This is a genomic window from Streptomyces sp. NPDC005281 (assembly GCF_040607495.1).
Taxonomy (GTDB): domain Bacteria; phylum Actinomycetota; class Actinomycetes; order Streptomycetales; family Streptomycetaceae; genus Streptomyces.
This window is the reverse complement of sequence record NZ_JBEXGX010000064.1, coordinates 1-21,045: the sequence shown is the minus strand read 5'-3', so window position 1 is coordinate 21,045 and position 21,045 is coordinate 1. Positions and strand designations below refer to the sequence as shown.

The following is a 21,045-nucleotide window of genomic DNA, read 5'->3' as shown; positions in this document are numbered from 1 at the left end:
CACCCCCGCCACCCGAACTCCAAGCCCTGATCAACGCCGTCGGCGCAGGCCACCCACTTGATCTCTACTCCCCGGCCTAACAAACCACCGCTAGGTTCCGGGCACGTAGTCATCAGCCCGTCGTCGGAGCTCGTCCGCCCGCTCCAGCATCAGTCGCTCGTGTTCTGTTCGGGGACCAGCTGCAAGAGGAGGCACCCGGGCCTCCAACTCCGTGGCCTCTGCCAGCAGACGTTCTTGTTCCTGGCTGGTCACAACGTCACCTCGACTTCTGCCAGACCGCAGCAGCGACTCCGATCGCCAACGTTGATGGGCGGGTAGTCATGCTCGGGATATGAGATGCGCTCGTGAAGGGGCATGACGGCGGGGCGGCTGAGCGCTTCGTTGCACACTCCCCAACATCCCGACGCGAGGCCCCGGCAGTACGAGCGGCGGCATGGGCTGACCCATCCGAGCAGGACCCGCCCCCCGGGCGGCGTATCTGCCGCCCGGGGGGCGGCGCGTTGGCGTACCCGGCTGCCACGGTGGCGACATGACCACCGACACGCCCTCGCGGTTCTCGGGGCCAGTCTGGCGGCACCCGGAGGCGCTGCGCCTGCCCGTGTGGAACGCGCTCGCCGAACGGGCCGACACGCTGCGCCACCCTGTCCCGACGGCCGGAGACTCACTCATGAAGAGTGTGCTGCGATCAGCGTGTCCCGAAGATCGAACTGCCACACACGCTGCGATATTCGCAGAGGAGTTGACATGAAGGCACCAAACGAAGGAGGAGCCATGGTGCGGGTCGGGCTGTTGGTCCGGGTACAGGCGAAACCGGGCAAAGAAGCGGAAGTAGCACAGTTCCTGACAGACGCGCAGGCGATCGTCGACCAGGAGCCCGACACCCGCGCCTGGTTCGCCATCCAGTTCGACGTGTCCACGTTCGGCATCTTCGACGTGTTCCCCGACGACGCGGGTCGACAGGCGCACCTGGCCGGAGGCGTGGGCACGGCGCTCGGGGAGCGGGCAACGGAGCTGTTCACCGTGTCGCCCGCGATCGAGAACGTCGACGTACTCGCATCCAAGCTCCCGACGTGACCCCGGACGGATCAGCAGGACACGAGAGATGACGCAGCGAGCAGACGGCCGGACTCGTCGCCGCGTACCGCGCGGGGCGCCGTGCCCTAGGTTCCACGCGTGCGCTACGTTCTGGTGCGGCGAGTCGCCAAGGCCGTCGGGGAGCCAGTCACCATAGACGCCGATTCCTGGGCCGACACGCGCTTCGCCGACAAGCGCTATACGTTCTGGGAAACCCCCGACGGCACTCCCTTTTCCATCGCGGGCATGAGCCGGATGATCGGCGCCACGTTCAGCTGGATATCGTCTCCCTAGTCGCCGTCGTCGTCTTGGAGCATTCGACGGCGCTCCTGTTCGCGCTTGGAGTAGGCGGCTGCCCGGATCGCCTCGTCGCTCTCCAAGCCTGATCCCAGCGCCCCGCCCACCGTGGCGACCGAAGCGACGAACCAGGACAACGTCCAGTATTCCGCGGCGTGAAGCGGGGTTCGTGTCGTGGAGGCGAACACTTGGCCGTTGAGGATGAACAGGGCCCACACCAAGTTGATGACGATCAAACCCGCGTAGCAGACGAGCACCCCGATACCCACGGTCATGACCGTCGAGGCGTTGTAGAGCCTCGCCCTCTGCCTCGCCTCCCGCGAGACCTCCGCTGATCGATGCCACAGCTGCGCGTCCACGATCAGCCAGCCGATCATGAGCGCGACGGACCCGACCGCGGCGATCGCGAGGCGTGGCGCGCTCAGGGACTCGGCCAGGTTCCAGATGGTGGAGTTCACCGTGGCGGCTGCTCCCGTGGCGAGTGCGGCCGCCAGGGCTTTCGACAAGCCGGGCACCAAGCGCCACGGCCGGTTGGCGCGGACCATACCGACGAGCACCCTCAGGTAACCGCGCGGTCCGCTGACGACGTACCGAAGATCAGCGGTCTCCTCCTCACCGACCTGGCCCGGGTGAATAGGTGCGAGGCGACTGACGAAGGGCCCCAACAGCGGCTGACCCGGCGGAGTTCCCTCAGCCCCGGTGGCCCGCGGCCCCGCCAAGCTGAGCACGGCTTCTTCCACGGCCCGCCGGGCTCTCGTCTGCAGACGCAAGCCCCCCAGCGGAGGAAGGGACAACAGGGCCAAGCCGTGTTCGTGACTCAGATCCACAACGAGCTTACGCCCGTGTGAGTGCAGCGGAAGGTCGGTGAGGGCCACGACGATGTCCCAACTCTCCGCTCTTCCGCGGTCCATGATCCGGCGCATCAAGGTGGGCAGGTCCTCGGTCCCTGCGGTGAAGGGCTCACTGACCACGTCGACGTCGAACCGTCGTCCCTGGCCTGACCTGTCGGCGAGCCGAGCAGGAAGTGTCCGGGCCATGCGCTGCGCGATCTCCGTGGGCGCGTCCGGATCCGCCAGGAGAGCCACGACCGTAGCGCCCTGAGACGACACCCGCATGACTCCTTCTCGTCGGCTGCCCCCCCGCGATCGCCCGTGCCCACAGGATGCCCCCGAGGTATCGCCGACGCCGCGTGACACGCTGGCCCCTGCCAGCAGGTGCAGGCGGTATGGTCAGGTCTCCTCGTCCTCCCCGCGCAGGGCCTGCTCCACCACCGGGCCACGGTTGCGTGCGCCACCGCGAACACCAGTTCCGCGCCACCCCGGGCACCGCGACGAGATCGATCGGCAACAGGCCCGCCTCCTGTTCAACCTCGTCACCGTGATCACCTTCATGGGCATCACTTCCTCTACGCCGCGCTGTTCCTGCTCGTCCATGTCACTGCGGCGTTCCTGCTCACACCGCCGTCGTTGCGTCCCCTCGTCCGACACCAGCACGATGCCGAGTGCCTCTCTACGGCCCGCCTTTCCCGGTGCTCGTGCACGAGGCGGATAGCCATGGCACCCTCACCGGCCGCAGGGGCCACCGTTTGACCGAGCCGCTCCTGACGTGGCCAGCGACGAAAACCCCGGGGAGGGTGGTCTCCAGCAGCAACGCCACCTTGTCGGCATTCGCCAACCGCGGAGTGTGCGCCGCCCAAGGCCGTGTATCGAAAATGGATCCGGGATACCCCAGAGGCTCGTGTGAGCGGGGCCCCGTGACGGCGCCTGTCGCGCGGTTCCCGGTGCGATCAGGTAGTCAGGAACGGTGAACAAGGACGCGACCGACCCCTTCGTGCATGTCCGGGGCGCCAGTGAGAACAACCTGCGGAACATCGATGTCGATGTTCCGCGGGACGCGATGGTCGCCTTCACCGGCGTCTCCGGTTCGGGCAAGTCCTCGCTCGCGTTCGGCACGCTCTACGCGGAGGCCCAGCGCCGCTACTTCGAGTCCGTGGCACCGTACGCCCGAAGGCTGTTGCAACAGGTCGGCGCACCGCACGTGCAGGAAATCACCGGACTGCCGCCAGCCGTGGCCCTGCAGCAGCGACGCGGGTCGCCCAGCTCGCGCTCGACGGTCGGCACCATCACCACGCTGTCCAATCTGCTGCGCATGCTGTACTCCCGCGCCGGCACCTATCCGCCCCGGGCCGCACGGCTGGAGGCCGAGTCGTTCTCACCCAACACCGCGGCCGGCGCCTGCCCGGAGTGCCACGGACTGGGGGTCGTGCACGACGTCGCCGAGGATCTGCTCGTCCCGGATCCCTCGCTGAGCATCCGCGAGGGGGCGATCGCCGCCTGGCCGGGCGCCTGGCAGGGCGCGAACCTCCGCAGTGTCGTGAGCGGTCTGGGGATCGACATCGACCGACCGTGGCGCAGGCTCAGGAAGAAGGACCGGGACTGGCTGTTGTACACGGACGAGCAGCCCTCCGTGTACATCGAGCCGGAGGAGGACCGCGTCGACTACGGCTACCAGGGCAAGTTCTGGAGCGCCCGCAAGCACGTCATGCACGTCCTCGCCGACTCCAAGAGCGAGAAGATGCGCGAAAGGGCGCTCCGGTTCGTCAGGAGTGTGCCCTGCCCCGAGTGTCACGGCAGCGGGCTGCGGCCCGAGGCGCTCGCCGTGACCTTCGCCGGACGTTCCATCGCCGAGATCAACGCGATGCCGCTCACCGAGGTCGTGGCGCTGCTGCGGCCCGTCGCGGGGCGGTCCGAGGCCGACGCCACCACGTCGACCGCCCGATCCGGGGAGACGACCGAGGTCGCGGTCCGGATCTGCGGCGATCTGGTCGCGCGGGTCGAGGTACTGCTCGACCTGGGCCTCGGATATCTCAGCCTCGGGCGCCGCTCGACGACCCTGTCGCCCGGCGAGGCGCAGCGCCTGCGGATCGCCACCCAGCTGCGCTCGGGGCTGTTCGGCGTCGTCTACGTCCTCGACGAACCCTCCGCGGGCCTGCACCCGGCTGACGCGCAACCGCTGCTGGACGTGCTGGACCGCCTCAAGGCGGCGGGCAACTCACTGTTCGTCGTGGAGCACGACATGGACGTCGTACGGCGGGCGGACTGGGTGGTCGACATCGGCCCCGGCGCGGGTGAGGGCGGCGGACGCGTGCTGTACAGCGGCCCGGTCGCCGGTCTTGAGCGGGTCGGGGAGTCGGCCACGAGCCAGTACCTGTTCGGGCGCGCCCAGCCGCTCGATCACCGCCCGCGCACACCGCACGGCTGGCTGCACCTGAGCGGCGTCTCCCGCCACAATCTGCACGACGTGTCCGTCGACGTACCGCTCTGCGTACTGACGGCGGTGACGGGCGTGTCCGGTTCCGGAAAGTCGACGCTGGTGACGCAGGTGCTCGCCGAGGTCGTCCGCGGCCACCTCGGACTCGCACCCGAGGAGCCCGACGAGGCGCAGCTGGAGGTCGACGTCCAGGACGCGTCGGGGGTCGAGTCGTTCGACCGGCTGGTCCTGGTCGACCAACGGCCCATCGGCCGAACTCCCCGGTCCAACCTGGCCACGTACACGGGGATGTTCGACGCGGTGCGCAAGCTGTACGCGGCGACGGACGAGGCCAGGGCGCGGGGCTACTCGGCCGGACGGTTCTCCTTCAACGTGCCCGAAGGGCGCTGCGAGACCTGCCAGGGCGAAGGATTCGTCGCGGTCGAACTGCTGTTCCTGCCCGGCACCTACGCGCCATGCCCGACCTGCCAGGGCGCCCGGTACAACGCTGAAACGCTGGAAGTCACCTACCGCGACAAGAACATCGCGGAAGTGCTGGCGCTGTCCGTCGACGCCGCCGCCAAGTTCCTGTCCGCCGTCCCGGCCGCCTCCCGCAGTCTGGAGACGTTGCGCGAGGTGGGATTGGGGTATCTGCGGCTGGGGCAGCCCGCGACGGAACTCAGCGGTGGTGAGGCGCAACGCATCAAACTGGCCACCGAACTGCAGCGAGCCCGCCGCGGGCACGCGCTCTACCTGCTCGACGAGCCGACGGCGGGGCTGCACCCCTCGGACATCGCGCTGCTGCTGCGACAGCTGCACCGGCTCGTCTACGCCGGCAACACGGTCGTCCTCGTCGAGCACGACCTGGACACGATCGCCACCGCCGACTGGGTCATCGACCTCGGGCCGGGCGGCGGCGACGCGGGCGGGCGGGTGGTCGCGGCGGGCCCGCCGGCCAAGGTGGCGAGGGCCCGCCGCAGCGCCACCGCGCCCTATCTCGCGGCCCGGCTCGCGCGCTCCTGACGACGGGGCGAGGGGCTGAGCACCGGTCAGCCGGGTTCGGGGCGCAGGGTCGCGCGCGTCGATGCTGCGTTCCAGCTTCAGAGCATCTCCAGGGGCGTGGGCCCGCTGGGCGGCGGGGACGCCTCGTCGAGGGCCTCGAGGGCCTCGAGGGCCTCGAGGGCCTCGGTGGGAAGGTGGAGGTCCACCGCGCCGCGGTTCTCCAGAACGTGGTCGGGTGATCCGGAACGCGGGATCGCGGCCACCCCCTGTTCCAGCACTCAGGCGAGTGCCACCTGGGCCGGCGTGACTCCGAGGGCCCGGGCCACGGCATCCAGTGCCTCGACCTTCAGCAGCCGCCCTTGCTCGATCGGGGAGTAGGCCATGACCGTCACCCCGGCCTCGCGGCACCAGGGGAGCAGATCCCACTCGATGCCGCGCCGGGAGAGATTGTACAGCACCTGGTCGACGGCCACGGCGTCGCCACCGGGGAGGGTGGTCAGCTCGACCATGTCGGCGATGTCCAGATTGCTCACGCCCCAGTAGCGGATCTTCTCCGCCTCCATCAGGTCGGTGAATCCCGCAAGAGTCTCCTCAAATGGCCACCGTCCCCGCCAGTGCAGCAGGTAGAGGTCCAGCCGTTCCGCACGGAGCCGCCGCAGGCTGCCCTCGCAGGCGGCGGCGGTGCCCTTCCGGTCGGCGTGGCCGGGCAGCACCTTGCTGACGAGAAAGACCTCCTCCAGGCGTCCCCGACGAGCTCCTCGGCTGCGCCGTCGCCGTACATCTCCGCTGTGTCGACGACGGTCATGCCCAGGTCCACGCCCAGCCGCAGCGCGGCGATTTCCTGTTCACGCCGGGCCGGTTCCTCTCCCAGGTACCAGGTGCCCTGCCCAAGTGCAGCGATCTCTTCACCGGAGGGGAGCGCGATCGTTCTGGCCGATTCCACAGACATCCCGGGCCTCCCGTCTGCCGCGGATCCGTGTCACGCGCGCCCGCACCGAGTGCCCAGGTCCGCGCCTCCCAGACGACCGGTGATACGCCGCAGGGAGGTCAGGAGGGGCGAGCGGAGTGCGCCGAGAGCGTGCCGGGACCGGGTGCGCGGTCGCGCAACGCGACGGCGACCGACACAACGGCGCCGCAGGCGAGGACCGCCGCGAAGCCGATCATCGCGGTCTGCACGGCGAAATGCCGCAGGGCGATGCTGAACAGGATGGAGGGCAGGCCCATTCCCAGGTACGCGACGACGAAGAACACGGCGAGGACCCCTGCGCGTGAGGCGGGCTCGGCCACTGAAACGGCACGTTCGACGCCTCCCTTGAACAGCAGCCCGGAGCCGGATCCCGACAGGGACACGGCGACCAGGTAGAGCCAGAGCGCCGGGTGGTAGAGGGCGACGGCGCACAGGACCAGGCCGACCGGGAAGACCACTGCCCCCACGGTCAGGACCCGGGGCAGTGGGAGGCGGGCCAGCACCAGCTGGGCGGCCGCCGCGGAACCGAACATGAGGAAGGCAGCCAGGCCGACCACGAGGTGCGAGTCGGTGTGCAGGGTGCTGTGGAGCACGCTCGCCCCGAGGGAGGAGATCAGGCCGAGGATCGCGAAGGCGAAGGCGCCCAGCGCGCCGGCCGCGCCGAACGTCCGCCGGCCGCCGGGGCGCAGGACGAACCTGCTGGGCGGTTCGGCCGCGGGCAGCTCCAGGTCCACGGTCTCCGGGGTGGACAGCACCAGCGCCAGGCACACGGCCATGGCGAGCGTGAAGATCGCCTGGGTGGTGATCAGGGGCGTGGGAAGCCACTCGGCGGCGGCTCCGGCGATCAGGGGGCCTGAGGCCAGGCCGCCGAGGTTGGCGGCGGTGGCCACGATGCCGGGCAGCACCGAACCCGTCCGTTCCGGATGGGCCTCGTGGTGGAGGTCGTGCAGGTACGTCGTCGCGGTCGAGGCCATCAGCCCCAGTCCGACGCCGTTCAGGATTCTGCCCGCGATCAGCCCCGGCAGGTCCCGCCACGTGATCAGTACGACCGACGCGACGATGCCGACCAGCAGCGCCGGGACGATGATGCGCCGCCGGCCGAGCCGGTCCGACAGGTGTCCCAGTCCGAGGAAGGAGGCCGCTGCGCCCACGACCATCGAGGCGTACGCCACCGTGACGGTGGTCGCGCCGAAGTGGTCCCGGGCCTCGTACAGCGGCCACAGCGGGGTCGGCGCGGTGCCGAAGGCCATCAGCACGGTGAAGGCCACCGCCACGAACCAGAAGCCGGTCGTGTGCGAGGCACGGCGCCGGGCGGGGGCGCGGGGCGGCAGGTCGGCGGGAGCGGGTGCTGGTATCCGGTGGGTCGGGTCGCCGGGAGCGTGGGCTGTGGGACAGCTGAGCGGCGTCGGTACGGCAGGCAGGGGTACCCCTCCTCGGGCGGAAGTGGATGGCGTTTTCCATCCTCCTCACCAGCGGGGATCAATGCCAACGAATGTTTTTGCTGGGCTCGAACAATGTGAGTGATACTTCTCGTGTGGAGCTACGTCAGCTGGAGCACTTCATCGCGGTCGCCGAGGAGCTGAGTTTCACGCGTGCCGCACGTCGGCTGCACGTGGTGCAGTCGGGGGTGTCCGCCGCGATCCGCTCCCTGGAGCGCGAGCTCGGCTGCGCGCTGTTCGAGCGCACGTCGCAGCAGGTCCGGCTCACTGGGGCGGGCGCGGCGCTCCTGCCGGAGGCTCGGGCGACCCTGCACGCCGCCCAGGCGGCCCAGGACGCCGTGCGCGAGGCACAGGACACGCTGCGCGGCACGGTGAACGTGGGCGCCATGGCCTCGGTCGAGGTGGTGGACCTGCCTGCGCTCCTCGGACAGCTGCACGCGCGGCATCCGGCGATCGACGTCCGGCTGCGGCTGGCGACGACCGGATCGGCGGGACTGGCGCACGCGCTGCTCAGCGGGGACCTGGACGTGGCCTTCCTGTCGCTGCCCGAGCACAAACCCGCCGGGATCGACGCCCGGGAGCTGGCCACCGTGCCGCTCGTCCTGGTGGTGAGCGCCGCCCATCCGCTCGCCCAGCGGGGGAAGGTGGCACTTGCGGACCTCGCGGGGGAACCCTTCGTGGACTTCCCGCCGGGCTACGGCAACCGCGAGGTGGTCGACCGGGCGTTCGCTGTGGCGGGCGTCGTACGCCGGGTGGCTCTGGAGGTGCCCGACATCGACATGGGGGCGGCACTGGTCCGGCACGGTCTGGGCATCGCCTTCTTGCCCGCGTTCGCCGTTGCCCGCACCCCCGGCCTGCACGTCCTGGACGTCCACGGCACCATGCTCCGCTGGAGCATGCATCTCGGCACGTCGTCGACCCGGCGGCCCAGCTCGGCCCTGCGGGCGCTGCTCGACCTGGTCGACCACCACGTCATCGCCCTGTGACGCCCGGGCCGCGGCCCGGGCGCCACCCGTCGGTGGTGTCTGTCCGGGCCCCTGCGCCCGCCTCGCTCCGGCCGCGACATCTCGGGCAGCTCGCCCTGCTGCTGCTGACACCGATCGCGCAAGAGTTCCAGGGAGGCATCAGCCGGGGCCGCCCAGCACGATCTTCCACACTCGGGTCGCCACCTGGAGGTTCAGCCGGTCCTCGACGTTCGCGAGGTCGTTGCCGCTGATGTCGCGGATGCGCTGGAGCCGGTAGCGAAGCGTGCTGCGGTGGATCGCGAGGGAGTCCGCGGTCTCGTCGTAGTTGCCGCCGCAGTCGAAGTACCGGGACAGGGTCTCCACCATGGCCGTGTGGTGCCGGGAGTCGTAGTCGATGAGCTGCCCGAGCCACTCCTGGACGAACGTCTCCAGTTCCCGGTAATCATTGCCAGGCCCCAGGATGCGGTAGAGGCCGAGCTCGTCGAAGAACGTCGTGCCGTAGCGCTCGCGGGAGTGGCGGCGCACGTCCATGGCGCGCCGCGCCTCCTCGTAGTGGTGGGGGATGTCGTCCAGGGAGTCGCAAGGGGCGCTCACCCCGATCGTCCCGGACCGGGTCCCGGTCTCCCGGGCGAGCGCCTCGTACAACGCGCGGGCGTTCGGCCTGTCGTCCGCGACCAGGACCACGTGGTCGGAACGTCGGGTCAGCAGCGAGCGCATGCCCACGCCAGAGGCCGCCTGTCCCACGGTCTGCGCGAAGGAATCGTCCGCAGTCCGGTTCGGCCACTGCACCACGACAATGTAGTGGCTGCGGTGCAAGTCGTGTCCGACTGCCTCGTACCGGGCGTTGGCGCTCGCTTCGTCCGCCCCTGCCAGGAGGTCGTCGACCAGCTCGCGGTGCAGCCTCAGTTCCACTTCGGCCAGATTGCGCAGGTGCGCCAGCTCCGGGGCGAGCGACGCGGCGGCGTGTTCCAGCGCGAGTACGGTGTGCTCGTCGGCCTCGTCCCGGGCATCGACCAGGGCGAGCACGCCCAGGATCTCGCCGCGCGGGCGGACTAGGGTGATCAGCCGGCCCTTTATCCGCACCGGCCCGGCCTGACGGGCGACGGCGTGCAGCATTTCGTCCTGGCGCACGGGGTCCGGCTCGGGATAGGGGTCGGGGCGGCCGGGGCCGGTCCACGACCTCAGCCGACCGAAGCGGTCCTCGACCAGCGCAGGGAGTCCAGTGAGCCTGTGCAGTGCGCGGGTGATGGCTTCCTCGCCGCCGCCCGAGGCAGCGACGTCGGCCATGAGCGCGTGAACGGCCCGCTGGTACCTGAGCTCGGCCACGACGGAGATCAGCTGCCGCTGGAGGGTCGTGCGTTCGTCCCTCAGTCGGTGCAGCTCCAACGCTTCCTCGCGTTGGCGTCGGTATGCGAAGGCGACTGACAGTGCAGCAGCGGTGTGCCGGACGAGCTTGGCGAGCAGGGATTGCTCGGCCTCGGATGGCCGGGAGCGGGACGTCACCACGAGGTAGCCGTGGAGTCCCTCAAGTCCGCGTAGCCCCAGGGCCCGGCCCCAGGGCCTGCCGGGTACGGTCACAGGGCCGTCTTGCCCGGCCAGCTCCCGCACCCTCCGGCCCACGGCCGAGGCATGCGTCTGCCCGTTCCTCGGGCTGGGCACCAGGTCGCCGTCCACCTTGAGGTATCCGGCCTCGGCGCTGTATGGCCCCGCGGCGGCTATGTGGTCCATGGCCAGGCGCAGGATCTCGCCTTCCTCCGGGGTGTCGAACAGAGCGCGGGAGAGCACCATCAGTTTGCGGAGGGCATGATCGGCCGGGGTTGGAGCGGGTGGGCGAGGCACTGGCCGCGTAGCCGCGAGGTGCCGCCGGCCGCTGCCCTCGCGGAGGCTGTCCTCCCGGTACAGGTGGTGCGCCCGGCTGCTGGCCATGGGATCACTCCGTTCTCCTCGAGCCTACAGGCGAGCGGTGGCACCTGCTTCAGGGCTGCCTCATCCGAGAGGTTCGGATTCCTCCTCTCGTACTCGTGGGGCGACCGGACCCGTGCATTCCTGACTCGCCAGGCGCAGGCGTGGAGCCACCCGGTTCGTCACCCTGGGGAGTGTTCGAGACGCTCCGTGCGCACAGGTAGGAAACCGGCGGAGGTCCCACTCCTACCTGAACGAACGTGATCCGGAGAGTCGACGCAGGCGCCGTACCGGGAGGAGTTCCTCATGGCCAAGGCAGTGGGCATCGACCTGGGCACCACCAACTCGGTGATCGCCGTGTGGGAGGGCGGCGAGCCGTCCGTCGTGCCCAACAGTGAGGGCAACCGCACGACACCGTCCGTGGTGGCCTTCACCGACGCCGGGGAACGTCTGGTGGGCCAGCTGGCCCGGCGCCAGGCGATCCTCAACCCGAAAGGCACCATCTACTCGGCCAAGCGGTTCATCGGCCGGCACTTCGACGAGATCTCCGACGAGGCCAGGGCGGTGGCGTACGACGTCGTCGAAGGCGACGGCGGGGCGGCTCGCTTCAAGGTGCGCGACAAGCTCTATGCGCCTGAGGAGATCAGCGCACAGGTGCTGCGCAAACTCGCGGACGACGCCTCCAAGCAGCTCGGGGAGCGGGTCACGGAGGCGGTCATCACGGTGCCCGCCTACTTCAACGACGCTCAGCGCACCGCCACCAAGGACGCCGGACGGATCGCGGGACTGGAGGTGCTGCGGATCATCAACGAGCCGACGGCGGCCGCCCTCGCGTACGGCATGGACAAGAAGGAGCACGAGACCGTCCTCGTCTTCGACCTGGGCGGCGGCACGTTCGACGTGAGCATCCTCGACGTCGGCGACGGTGTGGTGGAGGTGCGCTCCACCGCCGGCGACAGCCACCTGGGCGGCGACGACTTCGACCGGCGTCTGGTTGATTACCTCGCGGACGACTTCCAGAAGGAGAACGGCATCGACCTGCGCAAGGACCCGCAGGCGCTGCAACGACTGTTCGAGGCGGCGGAGAAGGCCAAGACCGAGCTCAGTTCGGTGACCCAGACGCAGGTCAGCCTGCCGTTCATCACCGCCGACGCCTCGGGCCCCAAGCACCTCACCGACTCGATCATGCGGTCCACGTTCGAGCAGATCACCGGCGACCTGGTGGAGCGCTGCCTGGGACCGGTCCAGCAGGCCATGGCCGACGCCAAGGTCGGCGAGAGCGACATCGACGAGGTCATCCTCGTAGGCGGCTCCACCCGTATCCCGGCGGTCCAAGCCCTGGTCCGTCGGCTGACCGGCGGCAAGGCACCCAACATGAGCGTCAACCCCGACGAGGTCGTGGCCCTGGGTGCCGCGATTCAGGCCGGGGTGCTCAAGGGCGAGGTCAAGGACGTCCTGCTGCTCGACGTCACACCCTTGTCGCTAGGCGTGGAGACGCGCGGGGGAGTGATGACGAAGATCATCGAGCGGAACACCACCATCCCGGTGCGCCGCAGCGAGACCTTCTCCACCGCCGAGGACAACCAGCCGGCCGTCGATGTGGTGGTCCTCCAGGGCGAACGCGAGCGGGCCGCCGACAACCGCGTGCTCGGCCGGTTCCAGCTCACCGACATCCGGCCGGCGCCGCGGGGCGAAGCACAGATCGAGGTCACCTTCGACATCGACGCCAACGGCATCCTCAACGTCAAGGCGCGCGACCGGGACACCGGCAAGGAACAGGGCATCACCATCAGCGAGAGCTCCAACCTGGACCGCAGTGAGGTCGAACGCATGGTCCAGGAGGCCGAGCGCAACCAGGGCCAGGACCATGCACTCCGCGAGGCCGTCGACGCCCGCAACGAACTCGACGCCATCGCGTACCAGGTCGAGAAGCGTCTCACCGAACTGGGCGACGCAGCGCCCGCGCACGAGAAGGCACGCGCCGAGATGCTCGTGTCCGACGCCCGGGCGGCGGTCAAGGAGGAGGCGGGCGTGGAGCGCGTGCGGCCCCTGACCTCCGAACTCCAGCAGGTGCTCGCCGGGCTGGCGGCCCACCAGGGAGCCGCCACCGCGGACGGCGGTCCAGGCCAGGATGCCGCCACCGGTGGTCCCACGAGCGGCGGCGCCGGTGGCGACGATGTCATCGACGCCGAATTCGACAAGGGCTGAGGCGCGCCATGCCCACCCACCCCCAGGAACCCGACCGGGCCGGTTCGGATCCGGTCGGACCGGTCCCAGACGGCGCCGTACGCCCTCCTCGCGGCGATTTGCCGCAACCGGGCCCGCCGACCCGGCCGGAAGCGGCGAACGGCGAACCGGGACCCGACGCCGCCGGCCCCGCGCCTGCCGAGGACGAGTACATGACGGCGATCCGGGAACTGGAGGACCGCTGGCGGCGCGCACTCGCCGACCTCGACAACCTTCGCAAGCGTCACGCCAGGGAACTGGAGCGCGAACGGGCCGTCGAGCGGTCCCGCACGGCGGCCGCCTTCCTGCCCGTCCTCGACAACCTCGAACTCGCCCTGACCCATGCCGGCGCTGATCCGGGCGCGATCGTGGAGGGCGTCCGGGCCGTACGCGACCAGGCGGTGAACGTCCTCGAACTGCTCGGCTACCCGCGGTACGCGGAGACCGGCGTCGCCTTCGACCCGGCCCGGCACGAGGTGGTCGGCGTCGTCCAGGACCCGGACGCCCCACCGGGCACGGTCGTCGAGGTGCTGCGCCCCGGCTACGGCGACGGCGAGAGGCAGCTCAGGCCGGCCGCGGTGACCGTCGCGAAGCGGGAGTGACCGGCGATGGCACGGGACTACTACGAGGTGCTCGGCGTGTCGCGGAGCGCGAGCCAGGATGAGATCCAGCAGGCGTATCGCAAACTCGCCCGCAGGTACCACCCCGACGTCAACAAGGACCCCGCGGCGGAGGAGCGTTTCAAGGACCTCAACGAGGCACACAGCGTCCTGTCCGATCCCAAGACCCGGGCCCGCTACGACCGCTTCGGCGAGGACTTCCGCAAGATCCCCGAGGACTTCGACGAACGGGTCGCGGCCGGAGCGGGCGGCGGCTTCCGCGGTCGGAGGACCGCGGGCGCGGGCGGCCCCCGTGTCCGATACGCCACTGGCTTCGGCGACGACTTCGGCGCGGAGGGCATTGACATCGAGGACCTGCTCGGCTCCATGTTCGGAGCCGGCGCCGCCCCGGGCGGCGTCCCCGGCGCGGACCAGGAGGCCGAGCTGCCGCTCACCGTCGAGGAGGCGTACCGAGGCGGCCGTCGCACCGTCACGCTCGCCGGTCCCACCGGGCAGCCGCGGCGGTACGAGGTCGACGTGCCCCCGGGCGTCACCGACGGACAGCGTATCCGGCTGGCGGGCGAGGGCGGCCGGGGCAGTGGTGACGCCACCGCGGGCGACCTGTACCTGCGGGTGCGCATCCAGCCCCACCCCCGGTTCCGGCTGGACGGCCGCGACGTGCACATCCAGGTCCCGGTCGCCCCCTGGGAGGCGGCCCTGGGTGCGACCGTGCCGGTGCCCACGCCCGGCGGCAGCACGGCCAAGGTCACGGTGCCCGCGGGTTCGTCCAGCGGCCGGCGGCTGCGGCTGCGTGGCGAGGGCATGCCGAACCCGCGCGGCGCGAACGGCGACCTGTACGTCGAACTCCGCATCATGGTGCCGCCCACCCTCGGCGACCGGGAGCGCGAACTGTTCGAGGAGCTCGCCGCCACTTCCTCGTTCGACCCCAGGAGGACGCGATGAACGACCGACCCGCGGGAGCGGCAGGCATCAGCTGGGCCGGCGGGGGCGCCCGTCCGGTACGAACGGGCGCCGACATCACCGCCTCGACGGCTGTCCGGTACGCGCTCGTGCCCGCCCCCAGGCTCTCCCTCGACGCCGTGGGCCGTCGCTCGGGCCTCCACCCCGATCTGATCCGCCGGTTCGTCGCCCTCGGCCTTGTCGACGCCGAACGCGACGCCGCGGGGCACCTGGTGTTCGACCCCTCGGCCCCGGCGGTCCTTGCCCGCATCCAGCGGCTGCGCACCGGACTGTGCCTCAACTACGCATCCATCGGCCTGGTGCTCGACCTGCTCGACCGCATCAGCCTGCTCGAAGCCGCCCTGCGCGGCCGCGGCACGAGGAGTGAAACACCCCCATGGACATGAACCGTCTCACCCAGAAGTCCCAGGAAGCCCTCCAGGAGGCCCAGACCGCGGCCGTCGGCATGGGGCACACCGAGGTCGACGGGGAACACCTGCTGCTCGCGCTTCTCGATCAGGAGGACGGTCTGATCCCGCGGTTGCTGCAACAGGCCGGCACCGAGCCGATGGAATTGCGCGCTGCCGTTCGCGAGGAACTCTCCCGCCGCCCGAAGGTCACAGGCCCCGGCGCGGCGCCCGGCCAGGTCTTCGTCACCCAGCGCCTCTCCCGGCTGCTCGACGCCGCCGAACGGGAGGCCAAACGCCTCAAGGACGAGTACGTGTCCGTGGAGCACCTCCTGCTCGCACTGGCCGAGGAGAGCTCTTCGACCGCCGCCGGGCGACTGCTCAAACAGGCCGGCATCACCAGGGACTCGTTCCTGAGCGCGCTCACCCAGGTCCGCGGCAACCAACGCGTCACCTCCGCCAACCCCGAAGTGGCCTACGAGGCTCTGGAGAAGTACGGCCGCGACTTGGTCCTCGAGGCTCGGTCCGGGCGGCTGGACCCGGTCATCGGCCGTGACGCGGAGATCCGCCGCGTCACCCAGATCCTCAGCCGCAAGACCAAGAACAACCCCGTCCTCATCGGCGACCCCGGCGTCGGCAAGACCGCCATCGTCGAGGGCCTGGCCCAGCGCATCGTTCGCGGCGACGTCCCCGAGGGCCTGCGCGACAAGACGGTGTTCGCCCTCGACATGGGCTCCCTGGTCGCCGGTGCCAAGTACCGCGGCGAGTTCGAGGAACGCCTCAAGGCCGTGCTGTCCGAGGTGAAGGCCGCCCAGGGGCGCATCCTGCTCTTCGTCGACGAACTCCACACCGTCGTAGGAGCGGGCGCCGCCGAAGGGGCCATGGACGCGGGCAACATGCTCAAGCCGATGCTCGCCCGCGGCGAACTCCACATGATCGGCGCCACCACCCTCGACGAGTACCGCAAGCACATCGAGAAGGACGCCGCCCTCGAACGCCGCTTCCAACAGGTCCTGGTCGGCGAGCCGAGCGTGGAGGACACCATCTCCATCCTGCGCGGACTGCGCGAACGCCTGGAGGTGTTCCACGGCGTGAAGATCCAGGACACCGCGCTGGTCTCCGCGGCCACCCTCAGCCACCGCTACATCACCGATCGATTCCTGCCCGACAAGGCCATCGACCTCGTCGACGAGGCGTGCGCGCGGCTGCGTACCGAGATCGACTCGATGCCCGCCGAACTCGACGAGATCACCCGCCGTGTCACCCGCCTGGAGATCGAGGAAGCGGCCCTGTCCAAGGAGACCGACCCCGCCAGCAAAACCCGCCTGGAGGAGCTGCGCAGGGAGTTGGCCGACCTGCGCGGCGAGGCCGACGCCAAACACGCCCAGTGGGAGGCCGAACGGCAGGCGATCCGCCGCGTGCAGGAACTGCGCCAGGAACTGGAGCAGGTCCGTCACGAGGCGGAGGAGGCCGAACGCGCCTACGACCTCAACCGCGCCGCCGAACTCCGCTACGGCCGACTCCGGGACCTGGAGCGCCGACTTGCCGCAGAGGAGGAGCAACTGGCTGCCAAGCAAGGGCAGAACCGGCTGCTGCGCGAGGTCGTCACCGAGGAGGAGATCGCCGAGATCGTCGCCGCCTGGACCGGCATCCCGGTCGCCCGCCTCCAGGAGGGCGAACGCGAGAAACTGCTGCGCCTCGACGAGATCCTGCGCGAGCGCGTCATCGGCCAGGACGAAGCCGTCAAGCTCGTCGCCGACGCCATCATCCGCGCGCGCTCCGGCATCCGCGACCCTCGCCGCCCCATCGGCTCGTTCATCTTCCTCGGCCCCACCGGCGTCGGGAAGACCGAGCTGGCCAAGACGCTCGCCCGGACGCTGTTCGACTCCGAGGAGAACATGGTCCGCCTCGACATGAGTGAGTACCAGGAGCGGCACACCGTCAGCCGGCTCATGGGCGCACCGCCCGGATACGTCGGCTACGAGGAAGGCGGCCAGCTCACCGAGGCCGTACGCCGCAAGCCGTACTCGGTCGTACTGTTCGACGAGATCGAGAAGGCGCACACCGATGTCTTCAACACCCTGCTGCAGATCCTCGATGACGGCCGCATCACCGATGCGCAGGGCCGCACCGTCGACTTCCGCAACACCGTGATCATCATGACGTCCAACATCGGCTCCGAGCACCTCCTCGACGGCGCCACCGCCGAAGGTGAGATCAAGCCCGACGCCCGCGCCCTGGTGATGGGCGAGCTGCGCGGGCACTTCCGCCCGGAGTTCCTCAACCGCGTCGACGACATCGTGCTGTTCAAACCGCTCGGCGAGCGGCAGATCGAGCGGATCGTGGAGCTGCAGTTCGACGAGCTGCGGCAGCGGCTCGCCGAACGCCGCATCACCGTCGAACTCACCCACGCCGCCCGGGAAGTGATCGCCCACCAGGGCTACGACCCGGTGTACGGGGCCCGGCCACTGCGCCGGTACATCTCCCACGAGGTCGAGACACTGGTCGGACGCGCCCTGCTGCGCGGCGACGTCCAGGACGGCGCGACGGTCCGCGTCGACGCCGAACACGGAGAGCTGGTGGTCACCTACGACCAGCCCGAGGACGTGAAGGGAGCACGGGCGGCATGAGCACGATGCAGGCGACGACCGTCAGTTGTCCCAACTGCGGGCGCACCAACCGGGTGCCCGTGGCCGCGGAGGGCCGCCCCAAGTGCGGCCACTGCAAGCAGCCCCTGCCGTGGATGGTGGACGCGGGCGACGACGACTTCACCGAGGTCGCCGAGCGGGCCGACGTCCCCGTCGTGGTCGACCTGTGGGCCACCTGGTGCGGCCCCTGCCGCATGGTCAGCCCCGCGCTGGAGAAGGTCGCCACCGATCTCGCCGGCCGCATCAAACTCGTCAAGGTCGACATCGACAAGAACCCGCGGCTGTCGCGGCGTTTCGAGGTCCAGGCGGTACCGACACTGCTCGTCCTCGACCAGGGCGAGACGGTCGCCCGGCAGGCGGGGGCGGCACCGGCCCCCGCTCTGCGCCAGTGGGTGGAACAGTCGATCGCGGCCCGGGAAGGGTGATCCGGATGACCCTGCACGCAGACCCCCACCTCGCGCTTGTCCGGCCGGTCCAGCCGCTGACCCCAGAAGGGTGTCAGGAGTGTCTGCTGCTCGGCTCCCCGTGGGTCCACCTGAGGCTCTGCCTGACCTGCGGGCACGTCGGCTGCTGTGACTCCTCGCCGAACAAGCACGCGCGTAGGCACGCAGCTGCCGACGCCCATCCGATCGTGCAGTCGTTCCAGCCCGGCGAGGAATGGCGCTGGTGCTACGTTCACGAGGCGTTCGTCTGATGTCCGGCGACCAGCCGCTACCAGGCGGAGAACCGGTGCCGGAGGAAGCGGACGAGGCCGTCTTCTGGGAGACCCCGGACATCCACGGCGCGTATCCGCGCCTGACGGAGGACCAGACAACACGTCTGGCGGAGCACGGGCAACGCCGGAGCATGGTTCCGAACGACGTGCTGATCCAGGAGGGGGAGCGCTGCGAGACGTTCTTCGTCGTCCTCAGCGGTACCGTCGCCGTCGTCGAGGACTACGGCACTCCCGAGGAGCACGTGCTGCGCGTGCACGGCCCCGGTCGCTTCATCGGTGAACTCGGTCTGCTGAACGGGCAGGTGGCCTTCTACACCGCTGTCGCCAGGGAGCCGGGCGAGGTGCTCGTCGTCTCCTTGGACCAGTTGCGCCACATGGTGTCCCAGGACTCCACCATCGGGGACGTTGTGCTGCGCGCGTGTCTGGGCCGTCGCGCGCTGCTCGTCGGACAGGGCGTCGGCTTCCGCATCATCGGCTCGCGCTACTCGCCCGACACCAGGCGGCTGCGCGAGTTCGCCATCCGCAACCGGCTGCCGCACCGCTGGATCGACCTGGAGACCGACGAGGAGGCCGAGGACCTGCTGCGCCGCTTCGGCGTCGGCGCGGAGGAGACACCGCTCGTCATGTGGCGGGACACCGCCCTGTTGCGCAACCCCAGCACCGCGGAACTGGCCCGGCTCATCGGCCTGCCGTCACTGCCCGCCGGAAACCGTCACGGCGACGTCCTCATCGTCGGCTCCGGACCCGCCGGCCTCGCTGCCGCGGTGTACGCCGCCTCCGAGGGCCTGAGCGCCACCGTGGTGGAGGCGATGGCCACCGGTGGCCAGGCCGGCACGTCGTCCCGCATCGAGAATCTGCTCGGCTTCCCCGCCGGCATCTCCGGCGCCGAACTCACCGAACGCGCCGTGCTCCAGGCCGACAAGTTCGGCGCCAGGATCAGCATTCCGGTGGAGGCGACCGGTCTCCATCCCAAGGACGAGGACCACTACGTGGTGGCGTTCGCCGACGGCAGCGAGATCGCCGCCCGCGCCGTCGTCCTGGCCACGGGTGCCCGCTACCGCCGGCTCCAGGTGCCCGGCATCGAACGCCTGGAGGGAACGAGCGTCCACTACTCGGCGACCGTCTACGAGGCCCAGCAGTGTCGCACCGACCCGGTGGCCGTCATCGGCGGAGGCAACTCGGCGGGCCAGGCGGTGCTGTTCCTCGCCGGGTACGCGCCGAAGGTGCACCTGCTGGTCCGAGGACCCAGCCTTGAGGCCAACATGTCCCGCTACCTGGTCGACCAGGTCGAACGCCATCCGCGGGTGGAGGTCATGCTGCACACCGAGGTTACCGAGGTCATCGGCCAGGAGGTGCTGGAGGAGCTCGACGTGATCGACAACCGCACGGGCGGACACCACCGACTCGCGGTACGGGGCCTGTTCGTCTTCACCGGCGCCGACCCCCACACCGAGTGGCTCGCCGGCATCATCGCCCTCGACTCCCGCGGCTTCGTCCTCACCGGCCCGGAGGCCCAGGAAGCCTGCGCCTACCCCGAGGTGTGGGACGGCCGCGGGCGCTCGTGCATGACTCTGGAGACCAGCCTGCCCGGGGTCTTCGCGGTGGGGGACGTCCGTAGCGGCTCGGTGAAGCGGGTGGCCTCGGCGGCCGGTGAGGGCGCGATGGCCGTCCACTTCGTGCACCGGCACTTGGGGCACTCGGCCGCACCCGGCACCACGGGCACGTCCGTTGCCGCGGGCGGCTCGGACGCCTCCCCACGCACACGTCACAAGGAGTCCGCATGGCTCGCATGACGAATGGCGGCCGATGAGATCACGAGAAGGAAGACTGAGGCGATGGCGGTGGCCGTGCCCGTCCGGTGGCACCGCGGTGGCGGTCTGCAGGAAAGGCCCGTCTGGGCACCCACCCCCCTCAGCCGCCTGGTCGAGGTCGACGAACTGCTCAACCACGAGGTCCTCAACCGGTCCGCTACGCTCGCGCGGCACGATGTCCGGACGTTCCTTCGTCAACGCAAAGGTACAGATGTGCAGTTCACTGCACTGTACGGTGTCCACCTCCAGGGAGGCGCCGAGTGCAAGGAAGTGCTCTCGGTGGTGGCTCAGGTCCACCACCAGACGCATCTCATCGTGCTCCGCGGAGTTGCCGTCCTCATCGAGCTCGTCGTGGGGGAAGAACAGCACGTAGGTGTCGCTGGGCCGGCAGGGCCATTCCTGGGTACCCTCTCGTAGGGCCTGGTCAGGTTGATATGGGTGTGGGTATGTCGCGGTGGCAGGTGGGGCAGGCGCCGGTCCAGAGAGCGAGGAGTGTCTGTAGCTCGCGAACGACTTGGTAGAGGCTCAGGCCGGCGCCGTGTCTTTTGGGGCGCGGGCCAGTCGTTGCAGGGTGCAGAAGGCGTGCGCGACGGAGACGAGGGTGACGTGGTGGTGCCAGCCGTTCCAGGTCCGGCCCTCGAAGTGGGCAAGTCCCAGGGCCTGTTTCATCTCCCGGTAGTCGTGCTCGATGCGCCAGCGGAGCTTGGCGAGGCGGACCAGCGTGGTCATCGGCATGCTGGAGGGCAGGTCGGACAGCCAGAACTGCACCGGCTCGCTCTCACCG

At 70.1% G+C, this 21,045-nt stretch carries 17 protein-coding genes and 1 pseudogene; 13 read left to right on the top strand and 5 right to left on the bottom strand.

Annotated elements, in window-relative coordinates; translation table 11 throughout:
• Positions 1–771: 771 nt before the first annotated feature.
• Both ABZV42_RS40920 and ABZV42_RS40915 read left to right on the top strand, forming a co-directional pair.
• Positions 772–1,074, top strand: a complete 303-nt coding sequence (locus tag ABZV42_RS40920) for an antibiotic biosynthesis monooxygenase (RefSeq protein ID WP_355986484.1) — start codon at positions 772–774, stop codon at positions 1,072–1,074.
• 99 nt (positions 1,075–1,173) lie between these two features.
• Positions 1,174–1,368 carry a hypothetical protein gene (locus ABZV42_RS40915; protein WP_355986482.1) on the top strand — a complete coding sequence of 65 codons (195 nt, stop codon included), beginning with the start codon at positions 1,174–1,176 and terminating at the stop codon, positions 1,366–1,368.
• On the opposite strand, the gene ABZV42_RS40910 is transcribed toward ABZV42_RS40915, so the two are convergent.
• Entirely contained in the window at positions 1,365–2,486 is a 1,122-nt protein-coding gene (locus tag ABZV42_RS40910) for a hypothetical protein (protein WP_355986480.1), read from the bottom strand. The genes ABZV42_RS40915 and ABZV42_RS40910 overlap by 4 nt on opposite strands.
• Before the next feature lie 688 nt (positions 2,487–3,174).
• On the opposite strand from ABZV42_RS40910, the gene uvrA reads away from it, so the two are divergent.
• On the top strand, positions 3,175–5,643 hold the full coding sequence (gene uvrA, locus ABZV42_RS40905) for an excinuclease ABC subunit UvrA (RefSeq protein WP_355986478.1): 2,469 nt from the start codon (positions 3,175–3,177) through the stop codon (positions 5,641–5,643).
• 77 nt (positions 5,644–5,720) lie between these two features.
• Here uvrA and ABZV42_RS40900 read toward each other — a convergent pair.
• Together ABZV42_RS40900 and ABZV42_RS40895 are read right to left on the bottom strand one after the other, a co-directional pair.
• Positions 5,721–6,571 (bottom strand): annotated as a pseudogene (locus ABZV42_RS40900) (aldo/keto reductase).
• A 98-nt stretch (positions 6,572–6,669) separates the two neighbouring features.
• The gene (locus tag ABZV42_RS40895; RefSeq protein ID WP_355986476.1) at positions 6,670–7,857 is read right to left on the bottom strand and encodes an MFS transporter; all 1,188 of its coding nucleotides are present in this window, start codon (positions 7,855–7,857) and stop codon (positions 6,670–6,672) included.
• Positions 7,858–8,123: 266 nt separating this feature from the next.
• On the opposite strand from ABZV42_RS40895, the gene ABZV42_RS40890 reads away from it, so the two are divergent.
• Positions 8,124–9,014 carry a LysR family transcriptional regulator gene (locus ABZV42_RS40890; protein ID WP_355986474.1) on the top strand — a complete coding sequence of 297 codons (891 nt, stop codon included), beginning with the start codon at positions 8,124–8,126 and terminating at the stop codon, positions 9,012–9,014.
• Positions 9,015–9,152: 138 nt separating this feature from the next.
• Here ABZV42_RS40890 and ABZV42_RS40885 read toward each other — a convergent pair whose 3' ends face one another.
• Complete coding sequence (locus ABZV42_RS40885; RefSeq protein WP_355986471.1) at positions 9,153–10,781, bottom strand: helix-turn-helix domain-containing protein; 1,629 nt, start codon at positions 10,779–10,781, stop codon at positions 9,153–9,155.
• Positions 10,782–11,201: 420 nt separating this feature from the next.
• Between ABZV42_RS40885 and dnaK the strand changes: the two genes are divergently transcribed.
• From dnaK to ABZV42_RS40840, 9 genes are read left to right on the top strand one after another with little or no spacing between them, the layout of a single operon-like run.
• Positions 11,202–13,103, top strand: a complete 1,902-nt coding sequence (gene dnaK, locus ABZV42_RS40880) for a molecular chaperone DnaK (RefSeq protein ID WP_355986470.1) — start codon at positions 11,202–11,204, stop codon at positions 13,101–13,103.
• Between the two features lie 8 nt (positions 13,104–13,111).
• Entirely contained in the window at positions 13,112–13,723 is a 612-nt protein-coding gene (gene grpE / locus ABZV42_RS40875; RefSeq protein WP_355986468.1) for a nucleotide exchange factor GrpE, read from the top strand.
• Positions 13,724–13,729: 6 nt separating this feature from the next.
• A complete protein-coding gene (locus ABZV42_RS40870; protein ID WP_356057257.1) occupies positions 13,730–14,683 on the top strand; it encodes a J domain-containing protein in 954 nt (317 codons plus the stop codon).
• Positions 14,680–15,087: a chaperone modulator CbpM gene (locus tag ABZV42_RS40865; protein WP_355986464.1), complete on the top strand. Its 408-nt coding sequence runs from the start codon at positions 14,680–14,682 to the stop codon at positions 15,085–15,087. Before ABZV42_RS40870 ends, ABZV42_RS40865 begins: the two co-directional genes overlap by 4 nt.
• Positions 15,078–17,717: an ATP-dependent chaperone ClpB gene (clpB, locus tag ABZV42_RS40860; protein WP_355986462.1), complete on the top strand. Its 2,640-nt coding sequence runs from the start codon at positions 15,078–15,080 to the stop codon at positions 17,715–17,717. The genes ABZV42_RS40865 and clpB overlap by 10 nt, the downstream gene beginning before the upstream one ends.
• Entirely contained in the window at positions 17,714–18,160 is a 447-nt protein-coding gene (gene trxA / locus ABZV42_RS40855; RefSeq protein WP_355986460.1) for a thioredoxin, read from the top strand. Before clpB ends, trxA begins: the two co-directional genes overlap by 4 nt.
• A gap of 5 nt (positions 18,161–18,165) precedes the next feature.
• Entirely contained in the window at positions 18,166–18,429 is a 264-nt protein-coding gene (locus tag ABZV42_RS40850; RefSeq protein ID WP_067378125.1) for a UBP-type zinc finger domain-containing protein, read from the top strand.
• Positions 18,429–20,243, top strand: coding sequence for an FAD-dependent oxidoreductase (locus ABZV42_RS40845; protein WP_355986458.1), 1,815 nt, complete (start codon positions 18,429–18,431; stop codon positions 20,241–20,243). Before ABZV42_RS40850 ends, ABZV42_RS40845 begins: the two co-directional genes overlap by 1 nt.
• Positions 20,244–20,246: 3 nt before the next feature.
• Complete coding sequence (locus ABZV42_RS40840; RefSeq protein WP_355986456.1) at positions 20,247–20,678, top strand: hypothetical protein; 432 nt, start codon at positions 20,247–20,249, stop codon at positions 20,676–20,678.
• A gap of 108 nt (positions 20,679–20,786) precedes the next feature.
• On the opposite strand, the gene ABZV42_RS40835 is transcribed toward ABZV42_RS40840, so the two are convergent.
• The coding region (locus ABZV42_RS40835) for a transposase (RefSeq protein WP_356057255.1) at positions 20,787–21,045 on the bottom strand (259 nt) is incomplete at its 5' end.